The sequence below is a fragment of the Corynebacterium kefirresidentii genome, assembly GCF_016599755.1.
GTDB lineage: Bacteria > Actinomycetota > Actinomycetes > Mycobacteriales > Mycobacteriaceae > Corynebacterium > Corynebacterium kefirresidentii.
This window is the reverse complement of record NZ_CP067012.1, coordinates 1,822,241-1,841,779: the sequence shown is the minus strand read 5'-3', so window position 1 is coordinate 1,841,779 and position 19,539 is coordinate 1,822,241. Positions and strand designations below refer to the sequence as shown.

The 19,539-nt window shown below is 58.2% G+C and carries 17 protein-coding genes; 6 read left to right on the top strand and 11 right to left on the bottom strand.

The window, feature by feature from the left end:
* Positions 1-4 precede the first annotated feature (4 nt).
* A complete protein-coding gene (locus I6I12_RS08825) occupies positions 5-919 on the bottom strand; it encodes an AEC family transporter (RefSeq protein ID WP_200287918.1) in 915 nt (304 codons plus the stop codon).
* Between the two features lie 167 nt (positions 920-1,086).
* On the opposite strand from I6I12_RS08825, the gene I6I12_RS08820 reads away from it, so the two are divergent.
* Positions 1,087-1,677, top strand: a complete 591-nt coding sequence (locus tag I6I12_RS08820; RefSeq protein WP_200287916.1) for a hypothetical protein — start codon at positions 1,087-1,089, stop codon at positions 1,675-1,677.
* Positions 1,678-1,763: 86 nt separating this feature from the next.
* On the top strand, positions 1,764-2,087 hold the full coding sequence (locus I6I12_RS08815) for a putative quinol monooxygenase (protein ID WP_023021947.1): 324 nt from the start codon (positions 1,764-1,766) through the stop codon (positions 2,085-2,087).
* Between the two features lie 185 nt (positions 2,088-2,272).
* Here I6I12_RS08815 and I6I12_RS08810 read toward each other — a convergent pair whose 3' ends face one another.
* Positions 2,273-5,965 carry an acyltransferase family protein gene (locus tag I6I12_RS08810; protein ID WP_200287914.1) on the bottom strand — a complete coding sequence of 1,231 codons (3,693 nt, stop codon included), beginning with the start codon at positions 5,963-5,965 and terminating at the stop codon, positions 2,273-2,275.
* Positions 5,966-6,085: 120 nt separating this feature from the next.
* The gene (locus I6I12_RS08805; protein WP_023021945.1) at positions 6,086-6,883 is read right to left on the bottom strand and encodes a Cof-type HAD-IIB family hydrolase; all 798 of its coding nucleotides are present in this window, start codon (positions 6,881-6,883) and stop codon (positions 6,086-6,088) included.
* A gap of 68 nt (positions 6,884-6,951) precedes the next feature.
* Between I6I12_RS08805 and I6I12_RS08800 the strand changes: the two genes are divergently transcribed.
* Complete coding sequence (locus tag I6I12_RS08800) at positions 6,952-7,995, top strand: 3-hydroxyisobutyryl-CoA hydrolase (RefSeq protein WP_200287912.1); 1,044 nt, start codon at positions 6,952-6,954, stop codon at positions 7,993-7,995.
* On the opposite strand, the gene I6I12_RS08795 is transcribed toward I6I12_RS08800, so the two are convergent.
* Genes I6I12_RS08795 through I6I12_RS08785 form a run of 3 tightly spaced genes read right to left on the bottom strand, consistent with a single transcriptional unit; the run spans position 7,972 to position 12,160 of the window.
* Positions 7,972-9,147, bottom strand: a complete 1,176-nt coding sequence (locus tag I6I12_RS08795; protein WP_200287910.1) for a DUF6882 domain-containing protein — start codon at positions 9,145-9,147, stop codon at positions 7,972-7,974. The two genes, I6I12_RS08800 and I6I12_RS08795, sit on opposite strands and share 24 nt — an antisense overlap.
* Before the next feature lie 42 nt (positions 9,148-9,189).
* Entirely contained in the window at positions 9,190-9,789 is a 600-nt protein-coding gene (locus I6I12_RS08790) for a TetR/AcrR family transcriptional regulator (protein ID WP_200287908.1), read from the bottom strand.
* Entirely contained in the window at positions 9,701-12,160 is a 2,460-nt protein-coding gene (locus I6I12_RS08785) for an MMPL family transporter (RefSeq protein WP_234288114.1), read from the bottom strand. The genes I6I12_RS08790 and I6I12_RS08785 overlap by 89 nt, the downstream gene beginning before the upstream one ends.
* 231 nt (positions 12,161-12,391) lie before the next feature.
* On the opposite strand from I6I12_RS08785, the gene I6I12_RS08780 reads away from it, so the two are divergent.
* Entirely contained in the window at positions 12,392-13,045 is a 654-nt protein-coding gene (locus tag I6I12_RS08780; RefSeq protein WP_200287906.1) for a hypothetical protein, read from the top strand.
* Here the strand turns inward: I6I12_RS08780 and I6I12_RS08775 are convergent.
* From I6I12_RS08775 to I6I12_RS08765, 3 genes are read right to left on the bottom strand one after another with little or no spacing between them, the layout of a single operon-like run.
* Positions 13,042-13,581, bottom strand: coding sequence for a gamma carbonic anhydrase family protein (locus I6I12_RS08775; RefSeq protein WP_200287904.1), 540 nt, complete (start codon positions 13,579-13,581; stop codon positions 13,042-13,044). The two genes, I6I12_RS08780 and I6I12_RS08775, sit on opposite strands and share 4 nt — an antisense overlap.
* Positions 13,582-13,601: 20 nt before the next feature.
* Positions 13,602-13,979, bottom strand: a complete 378-nt coding sequence (locus I6I12_RS08770) for a hypothetical protein (RefSeq protein ID WP_200287902.1) — start codon at positions 13,977-13,979, stop codon at positions 13,602-13,604.
* Positions 13,980-13,990: 11 nt separating this feature from the next.
* Positions 13,991-14,332, bottom strand: coding sequence for a hypothetical protein (locus tag I6I12_RS08765; RefSeq protein ID WP_234288113.1), 342 nt, complete (start codon positions 14,330-14,332; stop codon positions 13,991-13,993).
* A 25-nt stretch (positions 14,333-14,357) separates the two neighbouring features.
* On the opposite strand from I6I12_RS08765, the gene I6I12_RS08760 reads away from it, so the two are divergent.
* The gene (locus I6I12_RS08760) at positions 14,358-15,227 is read left to right on the top strand and encodes a patatin-like phospholipase family protein (protein WP_200287898.1); all 870 of its coding nucleotides are present in this window, start codon (positions 14,358-14,360) and stop codon (positions 15,225-15,227) included.
* A 152-nt stretch (positions 15,228-15,379) separates the two neighbouring features.
* Complete coding sequence (locus tag I6I12_RS08755; RefSeq protein WP_034660315.1) at positions 15,380-16,945, top strand: aspartate-alanine antiporter-like transporter; 1,566 nt, start codon at positions 15,380-15,382, stop codon at positions 16,943-16,945.
* Between the two features lie 82 nt (positions 16,946-17,027).
* Here I6I12_RS08755 and I6I12_RS08750 read toward each other — a convergent pair whose 3' ends face one another.
* Both I6I12_RS08750 and I6I12_RS08745 read right to left on the bottom strand, forming a co-directional pair.
* On the bottom strand, positions 17,028-18,662 hold the full coding sequence (locus tag I6I12_RS08750; protein ID WP_200287896.1) for a peptide chain release factor 3: 1,635 nt from the start codon (positions 18,660-18,662) through the stop codon (positions 17,028-17,030).
* 24 nt (positions 18,663-18,686) lie between these two features.
* Positions 18,687-19,523 (bottom strand): SDR family NAD(P)-dependent oxidoreductase, encoded by an 837-nt coding sequence (locus I6I12_RS08745; protein WP_200287894.1) that lies wholly within the window; start codon positions 19,521-19,523, stop codon positions 18,687-18,689.
* Positions 19,524-19,539 lie beyond the last annotated feature (16 nt).

The window sequence follows — 19,539 nt, the reverse complement described above, 5'->3', positions numbered from 1 at the left end:
GTGTTTAGCCAAACAGGGCCGCGATCGCCAACATCGCCGGCAGCGAGAGGAAGGTCGTGAGAAAAACCGTATCCCGGGCTACGGTTTCTCCTACCTCATAGGTGGCGGCATAGTTGTACACGTTCTGTGCCGTGGGCAAGGCAGCCAGAATTAACGCAGCATACAACTCCGCGCCGTCAAGACCTAGCGCTGCACCAACGGCCAGCGCGATAGCGGGCATTCCCACCAACTTCAATACCGTCGCGGTAATGGTGGGCAGGCGGTCTTCCTCCAGCAGCGCGTCGCCCTTTAAAGAGGCACCAAAGCTCATGAGAATCATGGGGATAGAGGCGCCGCCCAGAATCTCCAGTGGCTTCATTACTACTTCCGGTACCTGCCACCTTGCCGCGGAGACTATGAATCCCGCCACCGCTGCCAACACTACGGGCGCGGTAACCCCTGAGACTACGGAGCGCCATATAGATTGCAGGCTTGTACCCTGCGCATTGAGCCCCGCGATGATAAACGGAGAAAGCACCGCCATTTGCAGAACTAAGGCCGGGATAGCATACGTGGCATCACCAATGACATAGGAAGCGATGGGCAGACCGATATTGACTGAGTTGTAATAGCTTGCCGCTGCGGCACCGGCCATGGTTTCGGCACCGCTGCGGGAAAAGAATAGCTGGCTACACAGCCAATACAACGCCATGGTGGCGATGGATGCAGCAGCTATAACAGCCACCACTGGGGACACGAAGGCAGAGGTATCGGATTTAGCCACGCTGGAGAAAATGAGTGCCGGCGTGGCCGCCCAAAAGGCCGTTCGATTGAATTGCAATCGTGCCTCGCCTTTGCCAATAACGCCCCTGTGCGCCAGCACAAATCCCACACCGATGACTACGAAAATGATTGCAAAACCGGTCAATACGTCCAGCAACAGTCAACAACCTTTCGCAGTACTAAAGAAAAATTCGCTGTGGGCAATTGTCCCATTATCTCTGTCGGTCATAAGACACGGGGGACCATAACAAAGTTGTATCGAAATGCCTGAGCACCACGGAAACGCCTTCCACACTGCTTGTGCTTTATGGCACGGTGGAGGGCATGAAGCTTTCTCACCGCGCAATCGTAGCCACCGTATCCACCGCTCTTGTCGTCACCGGTACTTCCACCGTGGCCTCTGCTCAGCCGGCCTTGCCGCCACAGATCCAGCAGGCTTCTTCGCAGGCTCAGCAGCTTTCTTCTGATCCCTTCGCCGCTTTAGAAGATTTCCGCCTCACCCTGCCGCCGCAGGCCTATGAGCTGGCTGAGAAGTACAATATCCCGCTGCCAGAATTCCTCGCCAAACCGGTGGGCCAGGCGCCCAAGGTTGCCGGCCAGCTAGGCGCCGCCACCACCGCCCACCTCGAAAAGGCTGGGCACCATAAAGATGCGCGTGCAGCGGCTATCGCCCAGGAATGGGCCAATCAAGGTGCTGCCGGCAAGCTTGAGTACAAGGGCGGCATTGCTCACGGTTTGAATCACAAGGACGAGGGCCAGGGCACAGTTCGTCGCCTTAGCGAACAGCAGGCGCAAGATCGCCTGAACTGGTTCAACCGCGATGTCCCGGTCAACGCTGCTCCCCAGCACGGCTTTGGCGTGGCAACCGCCTACGACGGGACCTACATCTATGTTGCGGAGTTCTTCCTCAACTAAACTTTTCCCCAAGCCTCGATTCCGCCGCGTTCTTAGCATTCATCTGCAACGATGACGAAGCCGCACGGCGCCGGTAGAATCGGGGCATGATTTTGATCAACGTACAGTTCCACGTCAAGCCCGAATACGCAGAGACCTTCCTCGATGAAATCAACTGGTACACCGAGGCCTGCAATGCAGAGCCGGGCTGCATCGACTTCAAGTGGTTCCGCGATCCAGAAGATCGTCAGCGTTTCTTGCTTCTGGAGTCCTACGCCGACGGCAAGGATGTCGAGCACGTCCAGAGCGAGCACTTCCAGCGCTCGACCGAGGAGTTCCCGAAGTACCTCGTGGAAACCCCAGACATCATTAACGTCCATATTGACGGCCGCACCGGCTGGGACAAGATGGGCGAATTTTCCGTCGACTAATCCTAAAGAGAAAAGGCTCGTCCTCTACCACGTGGTAGAAGACGAGCCTTTTCTCTTTAGCTCACTACCCTTCGCGCTCACTGTGGTCGTTGCTATCCGTGGAGCACGAGCCCTCCGTGAGCGCGAAGGGCGGGGGAGGGGCTAGGCGCTTGCCGACGCCGTTACCTCCCCATATTGCCTTTGCCTTACTGCGGCACGCACTGCGAGGACACGGTCTTGTCGTATTTCGAGTACTGCTGCAGAGCATCGTAGAATGCGTCCGAGTACTCGCCGGTGCGCTCTGGCATTGGGTGAACACCATCGGAATAGAGGATTGCGGGGTCGCTCTGAGCGTGTCCGCACCAGTCAGCGACGTATACATTGTCGTATTCTTTGGCTGCGTCGAGGACATCCTGCTGGGACTGGGACATCCATTCACGGTCACCATAGGGTACAGCCATGACAACGGTGCGGTCTTTGCCGATGATATCGAGAGCTTCCTTGATCTGATCCGGGAAGGCAGGGCCATTGGTACCGAACCCGAGGAAGACGGTATCGCGCAGCTTTCCGGAATCCTTGAGCTGCTGCAGAATCTGAATGCCTGCAGTGTAGTGGCGGGATACGTCTGCGTCGACGTAAATCTGCGGGAAGCGTTGTTTGAGGGCGCCGCTAGAAGCCAGCATCACTGAGTCACCGATGGCGGTAATGTCCTTGCCCTGCGGCATGGGGCGGGTCTTCGTATTCTTCGAGTCATCCTTGTCGGCGTCGCCCGCGACAGGCGGCTGCGGGGCAGCATCATTAGGTTGAGCCGGAGCATTGTTGCTGCTCTGGTTCTGCTGCTGAAGCTGCTCTAATTGCTGCTCCAACTCGGTCTTATCGCTGGAGTTAATTACGCCGTAGACTACCCCGGCCACCGAGGCGATGACGAGGAACGGGACTACCGGCCACATGGTTTTGCCAAATCCGTCGCGCAATTCGCTAAAACCTGGGCGGGACGACCAGTAGGTGTTCCATGTCTTCTTATAGCCGCCGCGGCGGAAAGGATTCTCAATGAACTGGTAGGAAATCTCGGACAGTAGCAGCGAAATAGGTACGGCCACCAGGCCCAGAATCCACGATTTATCGGAATTCTGGTTGCCCTCGAAAAGCGCCTTGAGCATCATGATGACCGGCCAATGCCAGAGATATAGCGAAAAGGACCGCTGACCAAACCAGCGCATGACCTTGGTCCTAAATAGCGGGGTCATAGGACCGTATTCGCGGACCACGCCCCACACCATAAGGACACCGAGCACGCTGGTGAGGAAGAGCCCACCGCGGTAGGTGAACTCCGCGTCATCCGGCATGAGGAATAGCTGCGCACCGTAGCCGATGAGAGCCAAAGTGCCGATGACTCCAGCGATGCGGGATTCAGCCTTGCCCGCCGCGGCCCAAGAATCGGCCTGTGGATTCGATTGGGTAGAAGTCATCAGGAGAGACAGCACGGCGCCAGTGAGCAGGCCAAAAGCGTGGGTGTCTGTGCCGTAGTAGACACGCGTCGGGTCCTCACCGGGCACGAAGATAAGCGCCATGGCCACGGCGGATCCGAGGGCTAAAAGCGTGGACACGAGGATAGGAAGTCGGCGCGGCTTATGGCGAGAAATGAGGAAAATGCCCGTGATAAGGAGCGGCCAAATTACATAGAACTGCTCTTCCACGGCCAGCGACCAATAGTGGGCAAAGACCTGAATCTCATTGTCCGCGAAGTAGGACTGGGAGGTCGCAATCTGTGTCCAGTTATTGACAAAGAACAAAGTGCCCAAGAACTGTTGGCGCAAGCCCACCGCTAAGTCCCCGCCGATCCATGCCACCAGTGCGGTGCACATGACGAGAACTGATACTGCGGCTGGGAGGATACGCCGGAATCGTCGCACCCAGAAGTCCTTCAAGCTAATCCTGCCGGAGGTACGGAATTCACGCACCAGCAACGAGGTGATGAGGAATCCGGAAAGGACGAAAAAGAGGTCAACGCCCAAGTAACCTCCGGGAAGGAGGGCAGGGAAGAAGTGATAGAGCACCACGGCAATGACCGCGAGGCCGCGCAGTCCGTCAAGCCCCTTGACCTGGCGGAGGCGGGCATGGCGCTTCTTCTTGACTACCTTGCTCTCCGGCGGTGTCGCCAGCGCCTCAGGGTCCTTGGTCTGTTTTTGAAGCGGATATTTGGACTTGCCTTCTGACTGCCCAGCCGGAGCCTTCTGAGGTGCAGGTTTATTCGCAGCCGCTGGTGCCTGCGTCGCCACAGCTTGGGCCTTTTTCTTATCGGACGCTGGTTGCTGTGACTGGGGCGACTGCGCGTTTTCGCGCTTCTTCTCTGCGGCGGTAGCGGCTACCGCACCCGAGCCCGCGATGGCGCCCTCAGCCGCGGACTTGCCTGCCTTGGCAGATGCTCCCTTAGAAGCAGCTTGGGGCTTTACCTGCTTCGGCTGAGGCTGTTCAGGCTGTTGCTTATCCTTTGACTTCTGGGCAGCGCGTGCTGGATTTTGCTGAGCCGGGGTGGGAGTGCCTACCTGTTGTGACTTTCGGGCCAATCCGCGGCTGATATCGTTTGGCTTTACCTGTGGACGCAGCTTTGTAGCCTTCTTGGCCTTGCCCTGTGGCATAGACTCCTTGGGCCGTGGCTGCTGTCCCTGCGGCTGCTGCTTGTGGAGGTTGGTTTGTGAAGGGCTGCCTTGCTGAGGCTTTGCTGGCGCTGCCTTCTCCTCCTTGGCGGCGGATTTATTCTGAGCCGGCTTAGTTTGCTTTTGGGGAGCGTTCGCTGCGCCCTTTGGGGTGTTTTCCTGTGGCTTTGGGGCAGTGGTGCCCTTCTTCGGCGCTGGGGCGTTCGATGATGCTGCTGGGGCAGACTTCTGCTGTGGTGCCGTAGGCGTGCGCGATGAACTTTTGCCTTGAGATGGCTGGGAACGATTAGAAGGCTGAGCCTTCTTCTTAGGTGATGATGGCTGTGGCTTGGACTGTTCCTTTGTCGGGTGTGTCTGTACGCGTTTCTGTGGGCCTGGCTTGTGCGTTTGCTGTTTACTTGGGGACGGTTTGGTGGTGGCAGGCTTGGGCTGTTGCGGATGGGATTTTTGTTGTGCGGCCGGTTTAGAAACCGTCTTTGCTTCAGTTGCGGACGAGCGCGGTGCCGCCGCTTTCTGGGAAGCCTTTTTTGCGCTAGGCGGAGTGGATGGCTTGGGAGGCTGCGCTGGCTTTTGCGTGGCAGGCCGAGCCTGCTGTGAGGGCCTTCCGGTCTCTTGCCGAGAAGGCTTTGCGGCAGGTTTAGGGGAAGCACCACGGGCAGAGTCGTCTTTTGAGGCGGCCTGGGTAGGCGGGGTACTAAAATTCGCACCGCGGCGTGGACGCTGAACCGGCTCATGTGCGTTGCGCTGTGGCTTCTTTTCCGGCGCGCGCGATTCTGCCTGCTTCTTTGTAGCTGCTTTAGGAGAAACCCCTGGCGCGTCTTGCTTGGCGCCGGCAGGCTTAGGCGCAGACTTTTGAGTGGCAGGCTTGGCCTTTGGCTCCTTGGCTGCAGGTGTCTGCGCGGACCGCTTAACCTGTTGCGGTTGAGCGGAATTGGTCTGAGAAGCGTGCGGTTTCGCGGTGCTGGGGCGGGGGGTGCCCTCAGCCGCGGGTTTGGCCTCGGGGGCCTTTGTAGGCTTCTCCTTGGCTTGGTCCTTGGACTTGCCTTGCGGCGTCGTGGGCTTTGCACCGGTGGTGGACTCGGTGTTGTCTGATTTTTGGGGCGCGGAGGCCTTGTTCTCAGAAGGGCGAGATGTACTGGTGGAGCCAGCTTTGGGCTTTACTGCCTGATAGACCGATGGGCGTGGTTCATCTGAACGCCCAGGTTTCTTCTTGCCCAGCAGTGAGCGCAAAATCTGCTTCACAAAAACTCCCAAAGCACTACGTATATTTTCTAAACGGACTATTTTAGCCTGCGTACGAGGTTTTCTCCCATGAGGGTGAAGTAAAGAAGCGGCACGCGGGCCGGAGACGAAAATTCGATTCTAGGACTCTTCGCTGTCAAAAAGCTGACGCAGGACTGTCATGACACCAAATTCGGTATTGGGTGGGGCTATGAGATCGGCGATTTCTTTCAATTTTGGGTGCGCATTTTCCATTGCGATAGCAGTGCCGGCCTCGCGGAGGAGCTCGTAGTCATTCAGGAAATCGCCGAAGGCGGCGGTGCGAGACATGGGAACCGCGAGGAGCTCGGCCATGGTGTGTAGCGCTTCGCCTTTATTGACGCCCGCGGCCATGACGTCGAGCCAGACGGCGCCGGAAATGGCGATATTGTGCTCCGGAACGGCCGCGAGGAGAGGCTGGTGGAGGTGCTTTTCGCTGCCGTCGGCGCAGTAAGCCGCGATTTTGATGATGTCCGCGTCGAGAAGGGCACCGAGGTCATCTACCCATTCCACTGACCTGTAGTACTTGGAAATTTCTGCGCGGGCCTGCTCATCGGCGCCCTTGTGGACAAAAGCGGTATCTGGGGTACACAGCACGACGGTATGCGCGGCGTCGACAGTGCGGAGAGCGGCAACGGCAGCGCGGACTGCCGCGGTGGGCAGGGTAGTAGCGCTAATGACCCGATTATCGTGCACGACGACGGAGCCATTTTCTGCAATGAAGGTATCTTCATGCGGAAACATTTCTTGCAGGGTGGCAAGCTGGCGGCCCGAGGCAGGGACAAGGGTGACGCCGAGCTGGCGGGCGCGGGTGCTGATCGCGGAAAAATCTGGCGGAAGTTGGCCGTTGCCGTCCAGTAGGGTGCCGTCCATATCCAGGGCGATGAGCTGTGGGAGCAAAATCCGAACCTATCTGTGAATCAATCAATGGTGGCTAAGGGGGTGAGCTGTGTGTCACACTAGGGGGTATGACCAACGCTTCACCCATCGTGTCCTCAATCCGTAACCATACCGGAGTGATTGAACTCAACCGTCCCAAGGCTCTCAATTCCCTCACCCCGGAGATGGTAGAACTCATCGCGGCGTCGCTAGCGCAGTGGCGTGAAAACGATGAGGTGGAGCAGGTGCTTTTTCTCTCGGCCAGCCCAAAGGCATATTGCGCCGGTGGTGACGTCCGCTATGCCCGCGAAAGGGTCCTGGAAGGAAAATTAGGCGAAGTCGACACGTTCTTTGCGGATGAATACACCTTAAACGGCGATATCGCGGAGTATCCCAAGCCAGTTATCGCGCTCATCGATGGCATCGCTATGGGAGGTGGCCTGGGTATCTCCACCCATGGATCCCATCGAGTAGTTACGGATAAGACCTTTGCTTCTATGCCAGAGATGAATATCGGCTACGTCACCGACGTAGGCATGGCCTATGCCGCCCAGCGCGCGGTGGGAACGCGCGGAAAGGCCTCGCCCGAGCTAGCGAAGTTCTGGGGTATTACCGGGTATCGCATGTACGCCGCAGACCTCCTGTGGAGTGGGTTGGCCACTCACTATGTGGCAGACGCAGAGGCTTTTGCTCACGCGGTAATTGAGCAGGGCATGGCCGCAGCGCTAACCCAGCACGCCACCGAACCCGCGGGTGAGCCCGCTTTGATTGAGCTTATTGATTCCATCGAAGACGCCTTCTCCCACGAGACCTGGCAGGATATCACCGCGGCCTTGGATAGTCACCCAGAGCTCAAGCAGCTGGTAGGGGAGCTGACTGCGCAGGCCTGCCCCACCTCTATCGTCGCAGCCATGGAGCTATTCCGCGCCGAGCAGGAGTGCAGCAGCGTGCGGGAGGCGCTGGACATGGAAACCAATCTGGGCGCCTTTATGTATCGGCGGGCGGACTTCGCCGAGGGAGTGCGTGCGGTTTTGGTAGACAAAACCAACGATGCAGCGTTTGAGCCAGCTGCGCTTGACGACGTCGACGTGGACGCCATCCGCAGCGCCCTACACGTCCACCCCGCGAAATGACGCGTAGGCGGCGCGGGCACGATCTGCATCGAGCCAATCGGGAGGGCTAACTTCTAACGTTGCCGCTGTGGCGGTGGGCGTAGGCTTGGGCAAGTGCAGCTCCGGCGCATCGAGGAGGACGAGGCCCACGCGGCCGTCGGAAAGCGTAGTGCCAGCCAGCGTCCAGATGCCAAGGATAGGCAAAGCCAGGTGGGGCAGTTGTTGCCTGCGCGCCAGCTGGAGCGGAAGGTGTGGGCGAACCAACTCGGGGACGACCTCGTTCATGCCAAAGCGTGCCAAACTGCCTGCCCACCGGGCGGCCGCAGAGTCCTTAAGCGAAGGATCGGCCCAAGCCCAGGTGAATTCCTCAGCGGATATGGTGGCTATAAGCACCGCCTTCGCCGCAAACTGCCCACCGCGATAGGACACGGTAGCGGTGGCCTTGTCTACATCGAGGTCAATTGTGGCGGCGGGGAAACGGCCCTGGAAATAGAGTTGGTTCTCCACACCGAGATAAAAGGCATCCTCGAGGATGCTGGTGGCGCTAAAACCCGGGGTGATGCTGGAAATCTTGTGCACGCCGTGGTCGGCTGGTTCGAAACACACCGTGGTGCCATCGGAAAAATGCACGTACGGCTCTTCCTCGGTGGAGTCCATGTCCAAGTAACGAGCAAGGGTGAGGGTAGGGGCCTTTTCATCCTCGTCCGCTCTGCTGTGCCGCAGGCCGTGCAGCAGGGCCTGGCGAAACTCCAGGCGAGGGTGAAAATCTACCGCAACGATAGCCACGTGCTCACCCTGCTGGGCGGGAAGTATCGGCATATTGCCCACGATGAGGGAAGCTAAAGCAATCATGCTTTCAGGGTCTCTCGTCATCGAGATACTCTGTGGCAAATCAGCACAATTCTCGGTGGCCGTGGTGGTCCAGTGCCAGGTGTCGGCAGAAATGACGGCTAGCCGCACGCCACGGAAATCAGAAACCTGCTGCGTGGAACTTATCCTCGCCTCCACTAGCTGATCGGTGACAAAATCGCCTTTACCATCCGTGGAGGGGCCGAGGAAATTAAATTCCACGTCGGTCGCCTTCCCAATGCGGTCTTGAAATGCGGCATTAACGCCCGCCTGAATGAAGCGGGCGTTATGCGCGGTGCTCGATATAGGGGCTTTCTTATCCATAACTACTGCCGAGCATACGGATTAAAGCGCCCATTAGGCTAGCTAGTCGATGGCGCGCACGGCAGCAAAGGCCGTGCGTACTATCTCATGCTTGGCGTGAGCACTCAGTGATTCTTCGGCCTGGGAGCGGCGGTGGATTTCTTTCATGCTCACCGCGGCGGCGCCCGCACAGGCCTGGAGGATGACCGCGACCTCAAAGCGCGATTTATCCGGAACGCGTTGGTGGAAAGCTTCCAAAACCTGCTCGGATACGACCTGGAATTGTTGGCGCTCTTCGGTGGTATGGCTCAAGTTTTCTAAAGCCTCGCCGATAGTGAAAAGAGAGGTGATGGAATGCAACTCTTTTCCTTCATTTTCGGTGGCATCGAGCGTTACCTGTTCGAAGAATTCAGAAATGGATGAGTTAGGAAAGACGGTGGGCACTTCCTTAGAAAACTCGGCAAGCACATTGGTGCCAAAGGACAACAGCGCATCAGAAACCGAGGAGAAGTAGTTATGGAAGGTGCGCGGGGAAACCCCGACGGCGGCAGTTATGCCCGAAACCGTGGCAGCTTCAGCGCCACCCTCGAGGACGAGGCGCGCTGCCGCATCGGCCATGGCCTGACGAGTAGCTCGCTTCTTTTCTTCGCGCAGACAAGTCACGGTGTGTTTCGCCTACCTTTTCTCGTTGGGTGCGCAAGAGCTCCTCGCGCTCTGAGTGCAAAGCCTCTCCCTCAATATCCATGTTTGGGGTGATCTTATCCAACCAACGCGGGAACCACCATGCCTTCTTATCCAGCACGAACATGGTGGCTGGGATGATCATCATGCGGACCACGAAGGCGTCGATAAGCACGCCAGCAGCCAGGGCAAAGCCCATGGTCTTAATAAACGGCTCGTCCATCAAAATGAAGGCGGCGAAGACCGAAATCATAATCAGGGCCGCAGCGGTTACCACGCGGGCGCCGTGCTTAAAGCCATTGGAGGTAGCGTTGCCAGCCGTTTTGCCATTGACAAATCCCTCGCGCATGCGGGTGACCAAGAAAACCTGATAGTCCATGGCCAGGCCGAAGGTAAGGCCGATGAGCATGATGGGCAGGAAGGAAAGAAGCGGCTGCGGGTCATCGACGATGCCGAACATACCCTCCTGCCAAATGGCTACGGTGATGCCGAAGGTCGCGGCCATCGACAAAGCGAAGCCGGCTGCGGCGATAAGCGGTACCCAGATGGAGCGGAAGACCAGCATCAAGACGATGAAGGCCAAGCCCAGCACGATGGCTACATAAGGAATGAGCACGTTATTGAGGCGCTCAGAAATGTCATCGAAGATGGGGGTGATGCCGGTGATGCCATAAGAGCCGCCGGTCTTTTCAAACTCACCCTGGTAATCGCGCAGGTGGTTGAGGGTCTCGGTGGTTTCTTCATCGGTGGCGCCAGTGGTTGGCGTGATCATGATCTGTGCAGCATCACCGTTGTCAGTGGTCTGCACGATCTGGGCGTTTTCTACACCCGAAGTGCCATTGAATTCCTGCAGCAGGTCCTGGAACGCCGGCATGCGATCCTGTTCGGACACGTTAGCTACGTCAACGAAGGCGATCATTGGCGCATTGCGGCCTGGGCCAAAGGCATCTGCCGTAATCTCATAGGCCTCGCGCTGCGGGGTACCCGGCTTCGCGGTGCCATCGGTGGGCATGGCCAAGCGCAGCTGGGCGAATGGTACAGCCAGGATGCCCAGCAAGATGACGCCGGCGATAAGATGCAGCCACGGATGGGCGCGCACACGGCGCACCCAACGCAGACCCATGGTGGGCTTTTCGTCCTCTGGGTCCGGCACCTTGGGGCCGGGGACGCGGCCGGCAAAAATCTTGGTGCCCAAAAGTCCCAGCAGGGCAGGGATAAAGGTATTGGCAACGAGCACTGCGATGATGACCGTTGCTGCCGCGGCGATCGCCATGGTGCCCAGGAACGGAATGCCGATGATGGTCAGAGCGGCCAAGGCAATGACCACGGTGGTGCCGGCGAAGACGACGGAACCGCCCGCGGTACCCAGCGCCATGCCCATGGCGTGAGCACGGGTGGCCTTATCCATCTTCTTGAGCTCTGCGGCTAGTTCCTTAGGCGAAAGATCATTGAGGCCAGAAGAGGTAATGAGCTCATTGCGGAAACGGTTAACAATAAATAGTGCGTAATCGATGCCGACCGCCAAGCCGATCATGGAGGCCAAGGTCGGGGTCATATCGGAAATGGTATCCGTGAATACGGTGGATACCTGCACGCCAAGGATGCCGATGCCCACACCAATGATGGCGGAAATAAGCGGCATGCCGGCGGCGACGAAGGAGCCGAAGGTAATCAGCAGCACGATTGCGGCAACGATAAGGCCGATAATTTCGGCGCTGCCACCCATCTCTTGACCAGCGGAGTTAAAAGCATTGCCCTGGTACTTGACCGTGAGCTCGCCCTCGTCGTACTTGTTCAACACATCCGTTACCGCAGTCATATCCTCTTCCGGGATGTCCATGACAGCATCGGCGTCGAAGGTAATAGTGACGGTACCGGTAGTTTTATCCTCGCTGAGAGGGGAGAGCTGTTGCAGGTTCTTCTTCACCTGCTCCTCCGGCATGTGCTGGGCCTTCATTTTTTCGCCCATTTGCTTTTCCATGCCAGCGGCGGCCATAACCGGGCTGATCAGCTTGTCTTGGTCCTTGAGCGCACTGGTGTCCTTGAGGTCACCGAGGAGGTTATCCACCTCGCCGGCCACCTGCTTATCGGTGAGGTCTTTGCCCTCCGGTGCTTGGATAACCACTGTGCCCTCGGGAGCGCTCATGGCATCGGTGTCTTGGCCAAAGCGTTCCATCATCTTGTCTTGGGTGGTGGTCGAATCCATCTCCGGCATGGAGAAGTTGGGGTTCGGCGACTTGGCAAAGCCGGCGGTTAGGCCCACCATGGCCACCAAGACGATAAGCCAAAAGGCCAGGAAGGGCCATACCTTGCGGTATGACCAACTTCCTAGTCGGTAGAGAAATTTAGACATATGCGTGCTTTCTAGTCGAGTGAACGGGCAATGTTATGCGCGCGGATAAGCGCGGATATGCGATCCGCGAGCAAAGATTGCATTTCATAAGAAACATTGCACAGTCTATGCAAAATTACTGAGTGTACGCAAAGGTACGTGTGGTGCATCATAAATTGACGCTCTCGAGAGATAAAACATTCAATCTCTGCAGCGTCGGAGATTTCGGCGTGGAGCGGTAGACTATCCGGTATGCTCCATGCCGTTAGTTTCGCCCTTTTGGATTCCGTTAATGCCTTGCTTATTGGCATCCTTGTGGCCATCGGCATCATCTTGCCCCGCGGTAAGTACCGGCGCATCGCCGCATTGGTGGTGGTAGGAGATTGGGTCGGGGTGCTCGTTGCAGCGGCCGTGGTCATGTTTTTGCTGCTTGGGGTAAAAGATCAAATTGAGGCCATTTTGAGCTCGCCCATTGCCGGCTGGGTGCTGGTCGCAGTTGGCATCGCCGTGGCTATCGGCTCGTGGCGCTCCAAAGGGAAACCCAACGCCTTGGTCAACCGGCTACTAGAGCCGCTCCGCACGCCGTCGCTGATTACGGCACTCATCGGCTTTGTGATGGGTGTGGTGCAATCACTGACCTCGGTGCCTTTTTATTACGGGCTCATGCACTTGGCCACAGAAGATATCTCTCCAGCAGCACAATATGGAGGCCTAGTGTGGTATGCCAGCCTAGCTCTATCCTTGCCTACCATCTGCGGCCTATTTATCGCTGTGGTGCGCGCACATCCCGATTCGGCGGCGGGCAGGCTTTTTGCCGCTGCCCGTGCCAATAGCACCCAAGTGGCGCTCTTTGGTGGTTACCTCGTGGCGATCTTTCTTATCCTCATGGGCGTATTGTCGCTCTAATCAAAGAGGACTTCATCCAGGCTTAATGCCTCATTAGATTGGCGCTGGGCGCACTCCACGTAGCGCGCCGCATGTGGGATGAAAGCTTCCGACTCCTCTGGGCTGAGTTCGCGGCGGACCTTGGCCGGCACGCCGACGGCGAGGCTGCGCGGCGGGATTTCTGTGCCCTCCAGTACCACGGCACCGGCGGCGATAAGCGAGCCCGCACCTATAGTGCAGCGCGAAAGTAGCGAGGAGGACATCCCAACTAAAGAACCTACCTCCACGTGTGCGGCGTGGACCATTGCCATGTGCCCCACCGTGACATCATCTTCCAGTACGCAGGGGGTATCTTCTTCCACGTGGAAGACACAGTTGTCCTGAATATTGCACCGCGCACCGATCCGAATTTCCCCAACATCACCGCGCAGCACGCTGCCATAAAACACGGAGGATTCCGGGCCGATTTCAACGTCTCCAATGATGGTGGCATTAGGGGCAATCCACGCGCTGCGATGGATGCGTGGCTTCTTTCCAGCAAAGGGCAACAGGAGCATGTGCGGATTCCTTTCAAAAGTTATTCGACTACTAAAGCCAAGGCGGGGGAGAGCTCATATTCGCCGGGGCGGGGAAGGTGGTCTAAGAGGGCGTCGGCAAGCGCGGGCGTAAGCGGAATAACCCAGCCGCGCCGGGGATCCTTGATGGGCAGGGCATCCTTCTTCGCAGCCGGGAAATGAACCGTTGCGGTGGGAGAAACCAGGGTGGCCGACTCGCGGGAGCGGGCTATCTCGCGCAGAACCTCCGCGCCGGGCTGATTGGTGACCACTATGATCAATGAGCCGGCGGTGTGGATTTCCAGCCTTTCCACCTGGGCAGTGGGGGCAGTGGAATCGGGGTGCGCTAAGCGCGGGGACTGCGTGCCGGTGAGCCGAGCAAGTGCATCTTTTAATCCCATAAGCCTCTAGCCTAGTGAGCGCGCACGGTAACGGTGTGGCCGCGCTCTAGATCGAAGTAGGTGCGTTGTCCCGTGGCGGCAACGTGCTCGCGAGCGAGAGATTCGTCTTGGGTAACCGACGTAGCAAAAAATACTAAAGGGCCGCCTGGGTGGCGCCAGGTACTGAAATAGCGTGCGCCCTCTCGCCTGGCTCGTGCGAGGGCTGTGCGTATCGCGTCCGGAGTGGGCTCATCTGCTTTCAGTAGCGCCGTTGCGGTAGGGGCGTAGGCAAACCCGGTGCGGGGTTGCTGGCCGGTTTCGATATCGAAGGTGCCTTCCTCGTCCGCGAGTAATTGCCGGAAAATGCGCTTCATTGGGTCCAGCGTAGTATGGGGCACCATGATTGATGCCAGCAACACCGCACTCGTTATTGAAGGCGGCGGCATGCGCAATTCCTATACGGCAGCCTGTATGGTCAAGCTCCTCGAAGAGGGCGTGGACTTTGGCTGGGTAGGTGGCGTCTCCGCCGGGGCTTCCCACACCATCAATTACCTCTCGCGCGATGCCCAGCGCACAGAAGAGTCTTTTACGGACTTTGCTCAAAGCCCCAGCTTCGGCGGCGTGGGTTCGCTGGTGCGTGGTAGCGGGTATTTCAATGCCGAGTACATTTATGAGCGCGCCGCGGACAAGGATTTTCCCTTTGATTGGCAGGCTTACCGCGACCATCCGGCCGATATGGTGCTCGCTGCAGCGCGCGCCGATACTGGCGAGTCTGTCTACTGGACGCGCCAGGACATCCACACCCCGGAAGATCTCCTCGTGCGTGTGCGCGCTTCTTCCACGCTGCCGTTGATTATGCCGATGCGATTTATCGACGGCGCGCCGTACGTGGACGGTGCTTTGGGCTCTTCCGGTGGCATTACCATTGCGCAAGCAGAAGAGGCCGGATACGAGAAGTTCCTGTTTATCGGCACTAAGCCGCGTGGGTATGTGCGCCCTGAAGTGGCGCGCCCAGCCTTTGTCCGCCGCGTCTTCCGCAGGTACCCCGCTATTGCCGACGCCCTCATAGCCCGCCCCGCCCTCTATAACGCAGCCAAAGACCGGCTTTTGGAGTTGGAGCGCCAAGGCAAAGCGCAATTATTTTTTCCGGAAGATATGCAGGTGTCCTCTACCGAACGCAATGTGTACAAGCTGCGGGCGAACTATCAAGCGGGTAAAGCCCAGACCTATACGGAGTGGCCGCGGTGGAAGGAATTCCTCCTCGACTAGTTCACTTTGGATAGTTGCTGTGAGATGTACCGCTGCTGGGGGTGGTCGGTCGACGGTGAAACTGGTCTAAGCAGTAGCGATGCCGAGTGCAGGCTTTGAAGAAAGTGTCTTTCACGTGGCACTTTGCTGGAAAATGCCTAAACTATTCCAGCGTGTTAGCAATTTTTGATGGAAATATATGGCTGAGCATCTTTTTCATAGTGCTGCTCGGCACGTTATTTGGCATGATTCCTTTCGGGCCGCTGCGCTTTGGCGCGGCCGGCACGCTTTTTGTGGGTTTGGCCTTCGGCTCGTTTATTGACCTGGACAAAGACATCCTAAGCTCCCTGCAAGAGCTGGGCTTGGGACTCTTTATTTATATGCAGGGGCTCTCCGCTGGTGAGCGCTTCTTCAAGGGCTTTTCCAAGCAGATGAAGCACATGCTCACGGCGGCCATTGCGATTGTGGTGGCTGCGGGCGCAGCCCTCCTCTTTGGTGGCATGCTGGGGCTGGATACCTTGGCTTCCGTTGGTGTATTTGCCGGCGCCACGACCTCGACGCCGTCGCTGGCAGTTGCCCAGCAACAAACCGGTGAAGAGCTACCCGCCGTGGGCTACTCGCTGGGCTATCCCGTGGGCGTGGCGGTGGCCATTTTGGTCGTGGCATTCCTGCTCAAGCAGAATTGGCCCGCCAAGCACGATAAGGACAATTCTGCCTCCAAGATCTTCCGTTCCCGCACCATTCGCGTTACCAAAGACGTGAACTACGATGATTTGGAAGAACAGTTCAAGGATCACTTTGTTATCGCTACCATTCGCCGCGGTAATAAGGTCCGGGTTGCCGGCGATCGCCCCGAATTGCACAAGGGCGATATCCTGCGCGTGATGGTCACCAAGGCTAAGGCCCGTGAGCTCACCCAAATGCTGGGCAAGCGCCAGCCGCAGACTCCGTTCGTGGATAAGCGCCTGGTCATCGAAACCGTGGCTGTATCTAACCAGGATATTGCCGGTCGCACCGTAGAGGAGTTGAACCTGTTTTCTCGCTATGGCGGCCGCATCGTGCGCGTACAGCGTGGCGACGAGGAGTTCCTAGCCAATAATGAAACCCACTTGGCCTCTGGCGATACGCTGGAGCTCATCGTGAAGTTTGACCGTTTGGGCGATATCCGGGATTACTTCGGTGACTCCGTTAAGTCCTACTCCGAGTTGAACTGGGTGGCACTAGGCGGCGGTCTTTTCTTGGGCTACCTGCTCGGCCAGGTCGTAGTACCGATGCCGGGAGGCGCTTCCTTCGAACTGGGCTTTGCACTCGGACCGCTGATTACCGGCCTGATCCTCGGCGCGCTGCACCGCACCCGCCGCATCCCGTGGCAGGTTCCGGCCTCCATTAATACCGCCTTCCAGCAGTGGGGCCTCGTCATCTTCTTGGCATCCGTGGGCCTATCTTCTGGTGAGGCATTCCTGTCCACCGCATTCTCCTGGATGGGGCTGAAGTGCATGATCCTTGCTGCCATTGTTACCTCGGTGGCTGCTGTGTTGTTCGCCGTGGCGAATCGCTTCATGGGGCAATCTGAAACTCGCACCGTCGGCGGACTCTCCGGCATTTTTGCCCAGCCAGCCGTAGTCAATTACGCCACGGGGCTTAGCTCCGACTCGCGTATTATGATCGGCTACGCCGCCACGATTGTGGTGGCACAGGTGGTCAAAATCGCCGTTGTCCCAGTGATGTTGATGCTTTAACCGGGCAACCGAGAAAGGCTGCTTCCCAAGAATGGGAAGCGGCCTTTTGCTTGTCTTGTAGAGAAAAGAAAGCAGTGCTGCTTTAATCCGCCACCAGCGTTTCCATGGTCAGCTCTGGGTGTTCTTTCTCAATGAAGGCGAGCTTCCACTTATCACCAAAGAGCGCGATGAGCTCGCCATCTTGGCGAGTAAAGATCTCCACTCCGCGCTGACGGCCTAGTTCCGGGGCGGATTCAGCATCGGTGCGCCGGGCCACGGAATAGGGGATGGGTTCGGTGACGGTTTCTACGTTGTATTCGAACTCCATGCGGGCCTGCATGACCTCGAACTGCATGGGGCCAACCGCCGCCATGACCGGCGAGGCATCGCCACGGGCCTCGTTCTTGAGAATCTGAACCACGCCCTCGGCTGCTAGCTGATCCAGGCCCTTGCGGAAGGCCTTGTACTTGCCCAGCGACTTCGCGCGCAGAATCTGGAAAGCCTCAGGGGCGAACTGAGGCATCGGCTTGAATTGGACCTTTTTGCCGGAGTAGATGGTGTCACCAGGCGCGAGTGAGCCGGCGTTGACCAAACCTACGATATCGCCCGGATAGGCGGTATCCACGGTATCGCGCGTGCGGCCGAAGACGGTCAGCGCATACTTGGTGGAAAAGCTGCGGCCAGACTGGGCGTGGTGCACCTGCATGCCGCGCTCAAATTCGCCGGAGACCACGCGCATGAAGGCCAAGTTATCGCGATGCTTTTGGTCCATGCCTGCCTGAACCTTAAAGACGACGCCGGAGAATTCATCGCTTACTTCGCGGACCTCGTCGATAGCACTGGTGGCAGCCTCAACCGCCTTAGGATCAGATTCGCGCGAGTGCGGGGCCGGGGCAATGGCACACAGCGTATCCAGGATTTGGTGCACACCAAAGTTCAGCATCGCAGAGGCAAAAATGAGTGGGGAGGTCACGCATTGCTCAAAAAGCTCCTGATCATGCAGGGCACCATCGGCGGCGAGGAGCTCGGCCTCTTCGACCGCGGTTTCCCACACATCTTCTTCCTTCTCACCGGCGGAATCCGGGTCGAAGTGTTCCTCTGGAGCAATGGTGGAACCGCCAGCGGTGCGGATGAAGTGGATATACTCATCGGCCTCGCCATCCTCGTTGATGTGTGCCAGGCCGCGGAAGTCGCCGGCTATGCCCACCGGCCAGTACAGCGGGGTGGGCTGCAGCTGGATTTCGTTGACGATCTCATCAACGAGCTCCAAGGGCTCGCGGCCCACGCGGTCCCACTTATTGATCACAGTGACGATGGGCAAGCCGCGGGCCTTGCAGACGCGGAAGAGCTTGAGGGTCTGGGGCTCGAGGCCCTTGGCGGCGTCGATAAGCATGACTGCCGCATCTACCGCGGTGAGCACGCGGTAGGTGTCTTCCGAAAAGTCCGCGTGGCCTGGGGTATCAACCAGGTTGATCATGTAGGGCTCGCCCTCGTGTCCCTCGGGCGCATACTCGAACTGCAGCGCTGAGGAAGCCACGGAAATACCGCGGTCCTTCTCCATGTCCATCCAGTCAGACACGGTGGACTTGCGGTTGCCCTTGCCGTGGACCGCGCCGGCCTCATTAATAACGTGTGCGTGTAGCGCCAGCGCCTCCGTCAGCGTGGACTTACCAGCATCCGGGTGGGCGATGACGGCAAACGTGCGGCGGCGTGAGGCCTCAGAAACGACAGAACTCATGCGGCATAGTCTAGTGGGTTTGCGCTACCACTCCACATTGAGGCGGCGCCCCAAATCATCAAAGACGCGGCGGGCCACCGATAGCTTCTTCGCAATGGGGCGCTGCAGCCCGGGTTTGCGCTTGTCGTTGTAGTATTCGCCGGACTCAAAATGGATTCCCTCAGTGCCGGTCAGGTAGTAGGCGAGGTTATCGCCGCCTTCGGCAGGCTTGCCAAAGGTTTTGCCTAGAACCCCTGAATAAATCTTGGACATCATGCCCGTCGAGGACTTGGAAAAGTCCGTGGCCAGCACGCCCGGGTGGAAAGAGACTGCATTAAGCCCGTGGGCATCGAAATAGCGGGTAAGCAGGATATCTCCCAACTTGGCGTTGCCATAAGCACGCTCGGGGCTAAAGTGCTCCACGGTATTGGGATCGTCTGGGACAAAGTTGGACATGAGAAAATTGGCCAGCGAAGCGGTCTGGACCACGTTCGCGTTATCCTCGCGCAGTTTGTCCCGAAGCAGGGAAGTCAGCAGAAAGGGCGCAACCACGTTGACTTGCCAGGTGCGCTCAAATCCATCAGCAGTGGTGGAGGGGCCATCGAAAATGCCGCCAGCATTATTGCCTAGCGCATGGATATGCTCCAGCTCGCTCAACTCTCCAGCCAGGCGGCGCACCTGCCCCAAAGACTCGAAATCGGCAAGGAAGTACTGGCCGCCCACTTCCTGTGCCACCGCGCGAGTCTTTTCCGGGTTGCGGCCAATAATAACCAGGTTGTCTTGCAGGCGGGTGCGGTGCAACTGGCGTGCGGCCGCGGCGCCCAGCCCGCCCGATGCGCCCGTAATCACAATCGTCTTGGCAGTGCTATGTGGCGAAGTCATAGCCCCAATCTTAACT

Coding starts and splice junctions, on each gene's coding strand:
- I6I12_RS08820 (WP_200287916.1), top strand. CDS start 1,087: ATGAAGCTTTCTCACCGCGCAATCGTAGCCACCGTATCCACCGCTCTT.
- I6I12_RS08815 (WP_023021947.1), top strand. CDS start 1,764: ATGATTTTGATCAACGTACAGTTCCACGTCAAGCCCGAATACGCAGAG.
- I6I12_RS08800 (WP_200287912.1), top strand. CDS start 6,952: ATGACCAACGCTTCACCCATCGTGTCCTCAATCCGTAACCATACCGGA.
- I6I12_RS08795 (WP_200287910.1), bottom strand. CDS start 9,147: ATGGATAAGAAAGCCCCTATATCGAGCACCGCGCATAACGCCCGCTTC.
- I6I12_RS08785 (WP_234288114.1), bottom strand. CDS start 12,160: ATGTCTAAATTTCTCTACCGACTAGGAAGTTGGTCATACCGCAAGGTA.
- I6I12_RS08780 (WP_200287906.1), top strand. CDS start 12,392: ATGCTCCATGCCGTTAGTTTCGCCCTTTTGGATTCCGTTAATGCCTTG.
- I6I12_RS08775 (WP_200287904.1), bottom strand. CDS start 13,581: ATGCTCCTGTTGCCCTTTGCTGGAAAGAAGCCACGCATCCATCGCAGC.
- I6I12_RS08770 (WP_200287902.1), bottom strand. CDS start 13,979: ATGGGATTAAAAGATGCACTTGCTCGGCTCACCGGCACGCAGTCCCCG.
- I6I12_RS08765 (WP_234288113.1), bottom strand. CDS start 14,332: ATGAAGCGCATTTTCCGGCAATTACTCGCGGACGAGGAAGGCACCTTC.
- I6I12_RS08760 (WP_200287898.1), top strand. CDS start 14,358: ATGATTGATGCCAGCAACACCGCACTCGTTATTGAAGGCGGCGGCATG.
- I6I12_RS08750 (WP_200287896.1), bottom strand. CDS start 18,662: ATGAGTTCTGTCGTTTCTGAGGCCTCACGCCGCCGCACGTTTGCCGTC.
- I6I12_RS08745 (WP_200287894.1), bottom strand. CDS start 19,523: ATGACTTCGCCACATAGCACTGCCAAGACGATTGTGATTACGGGCGCA.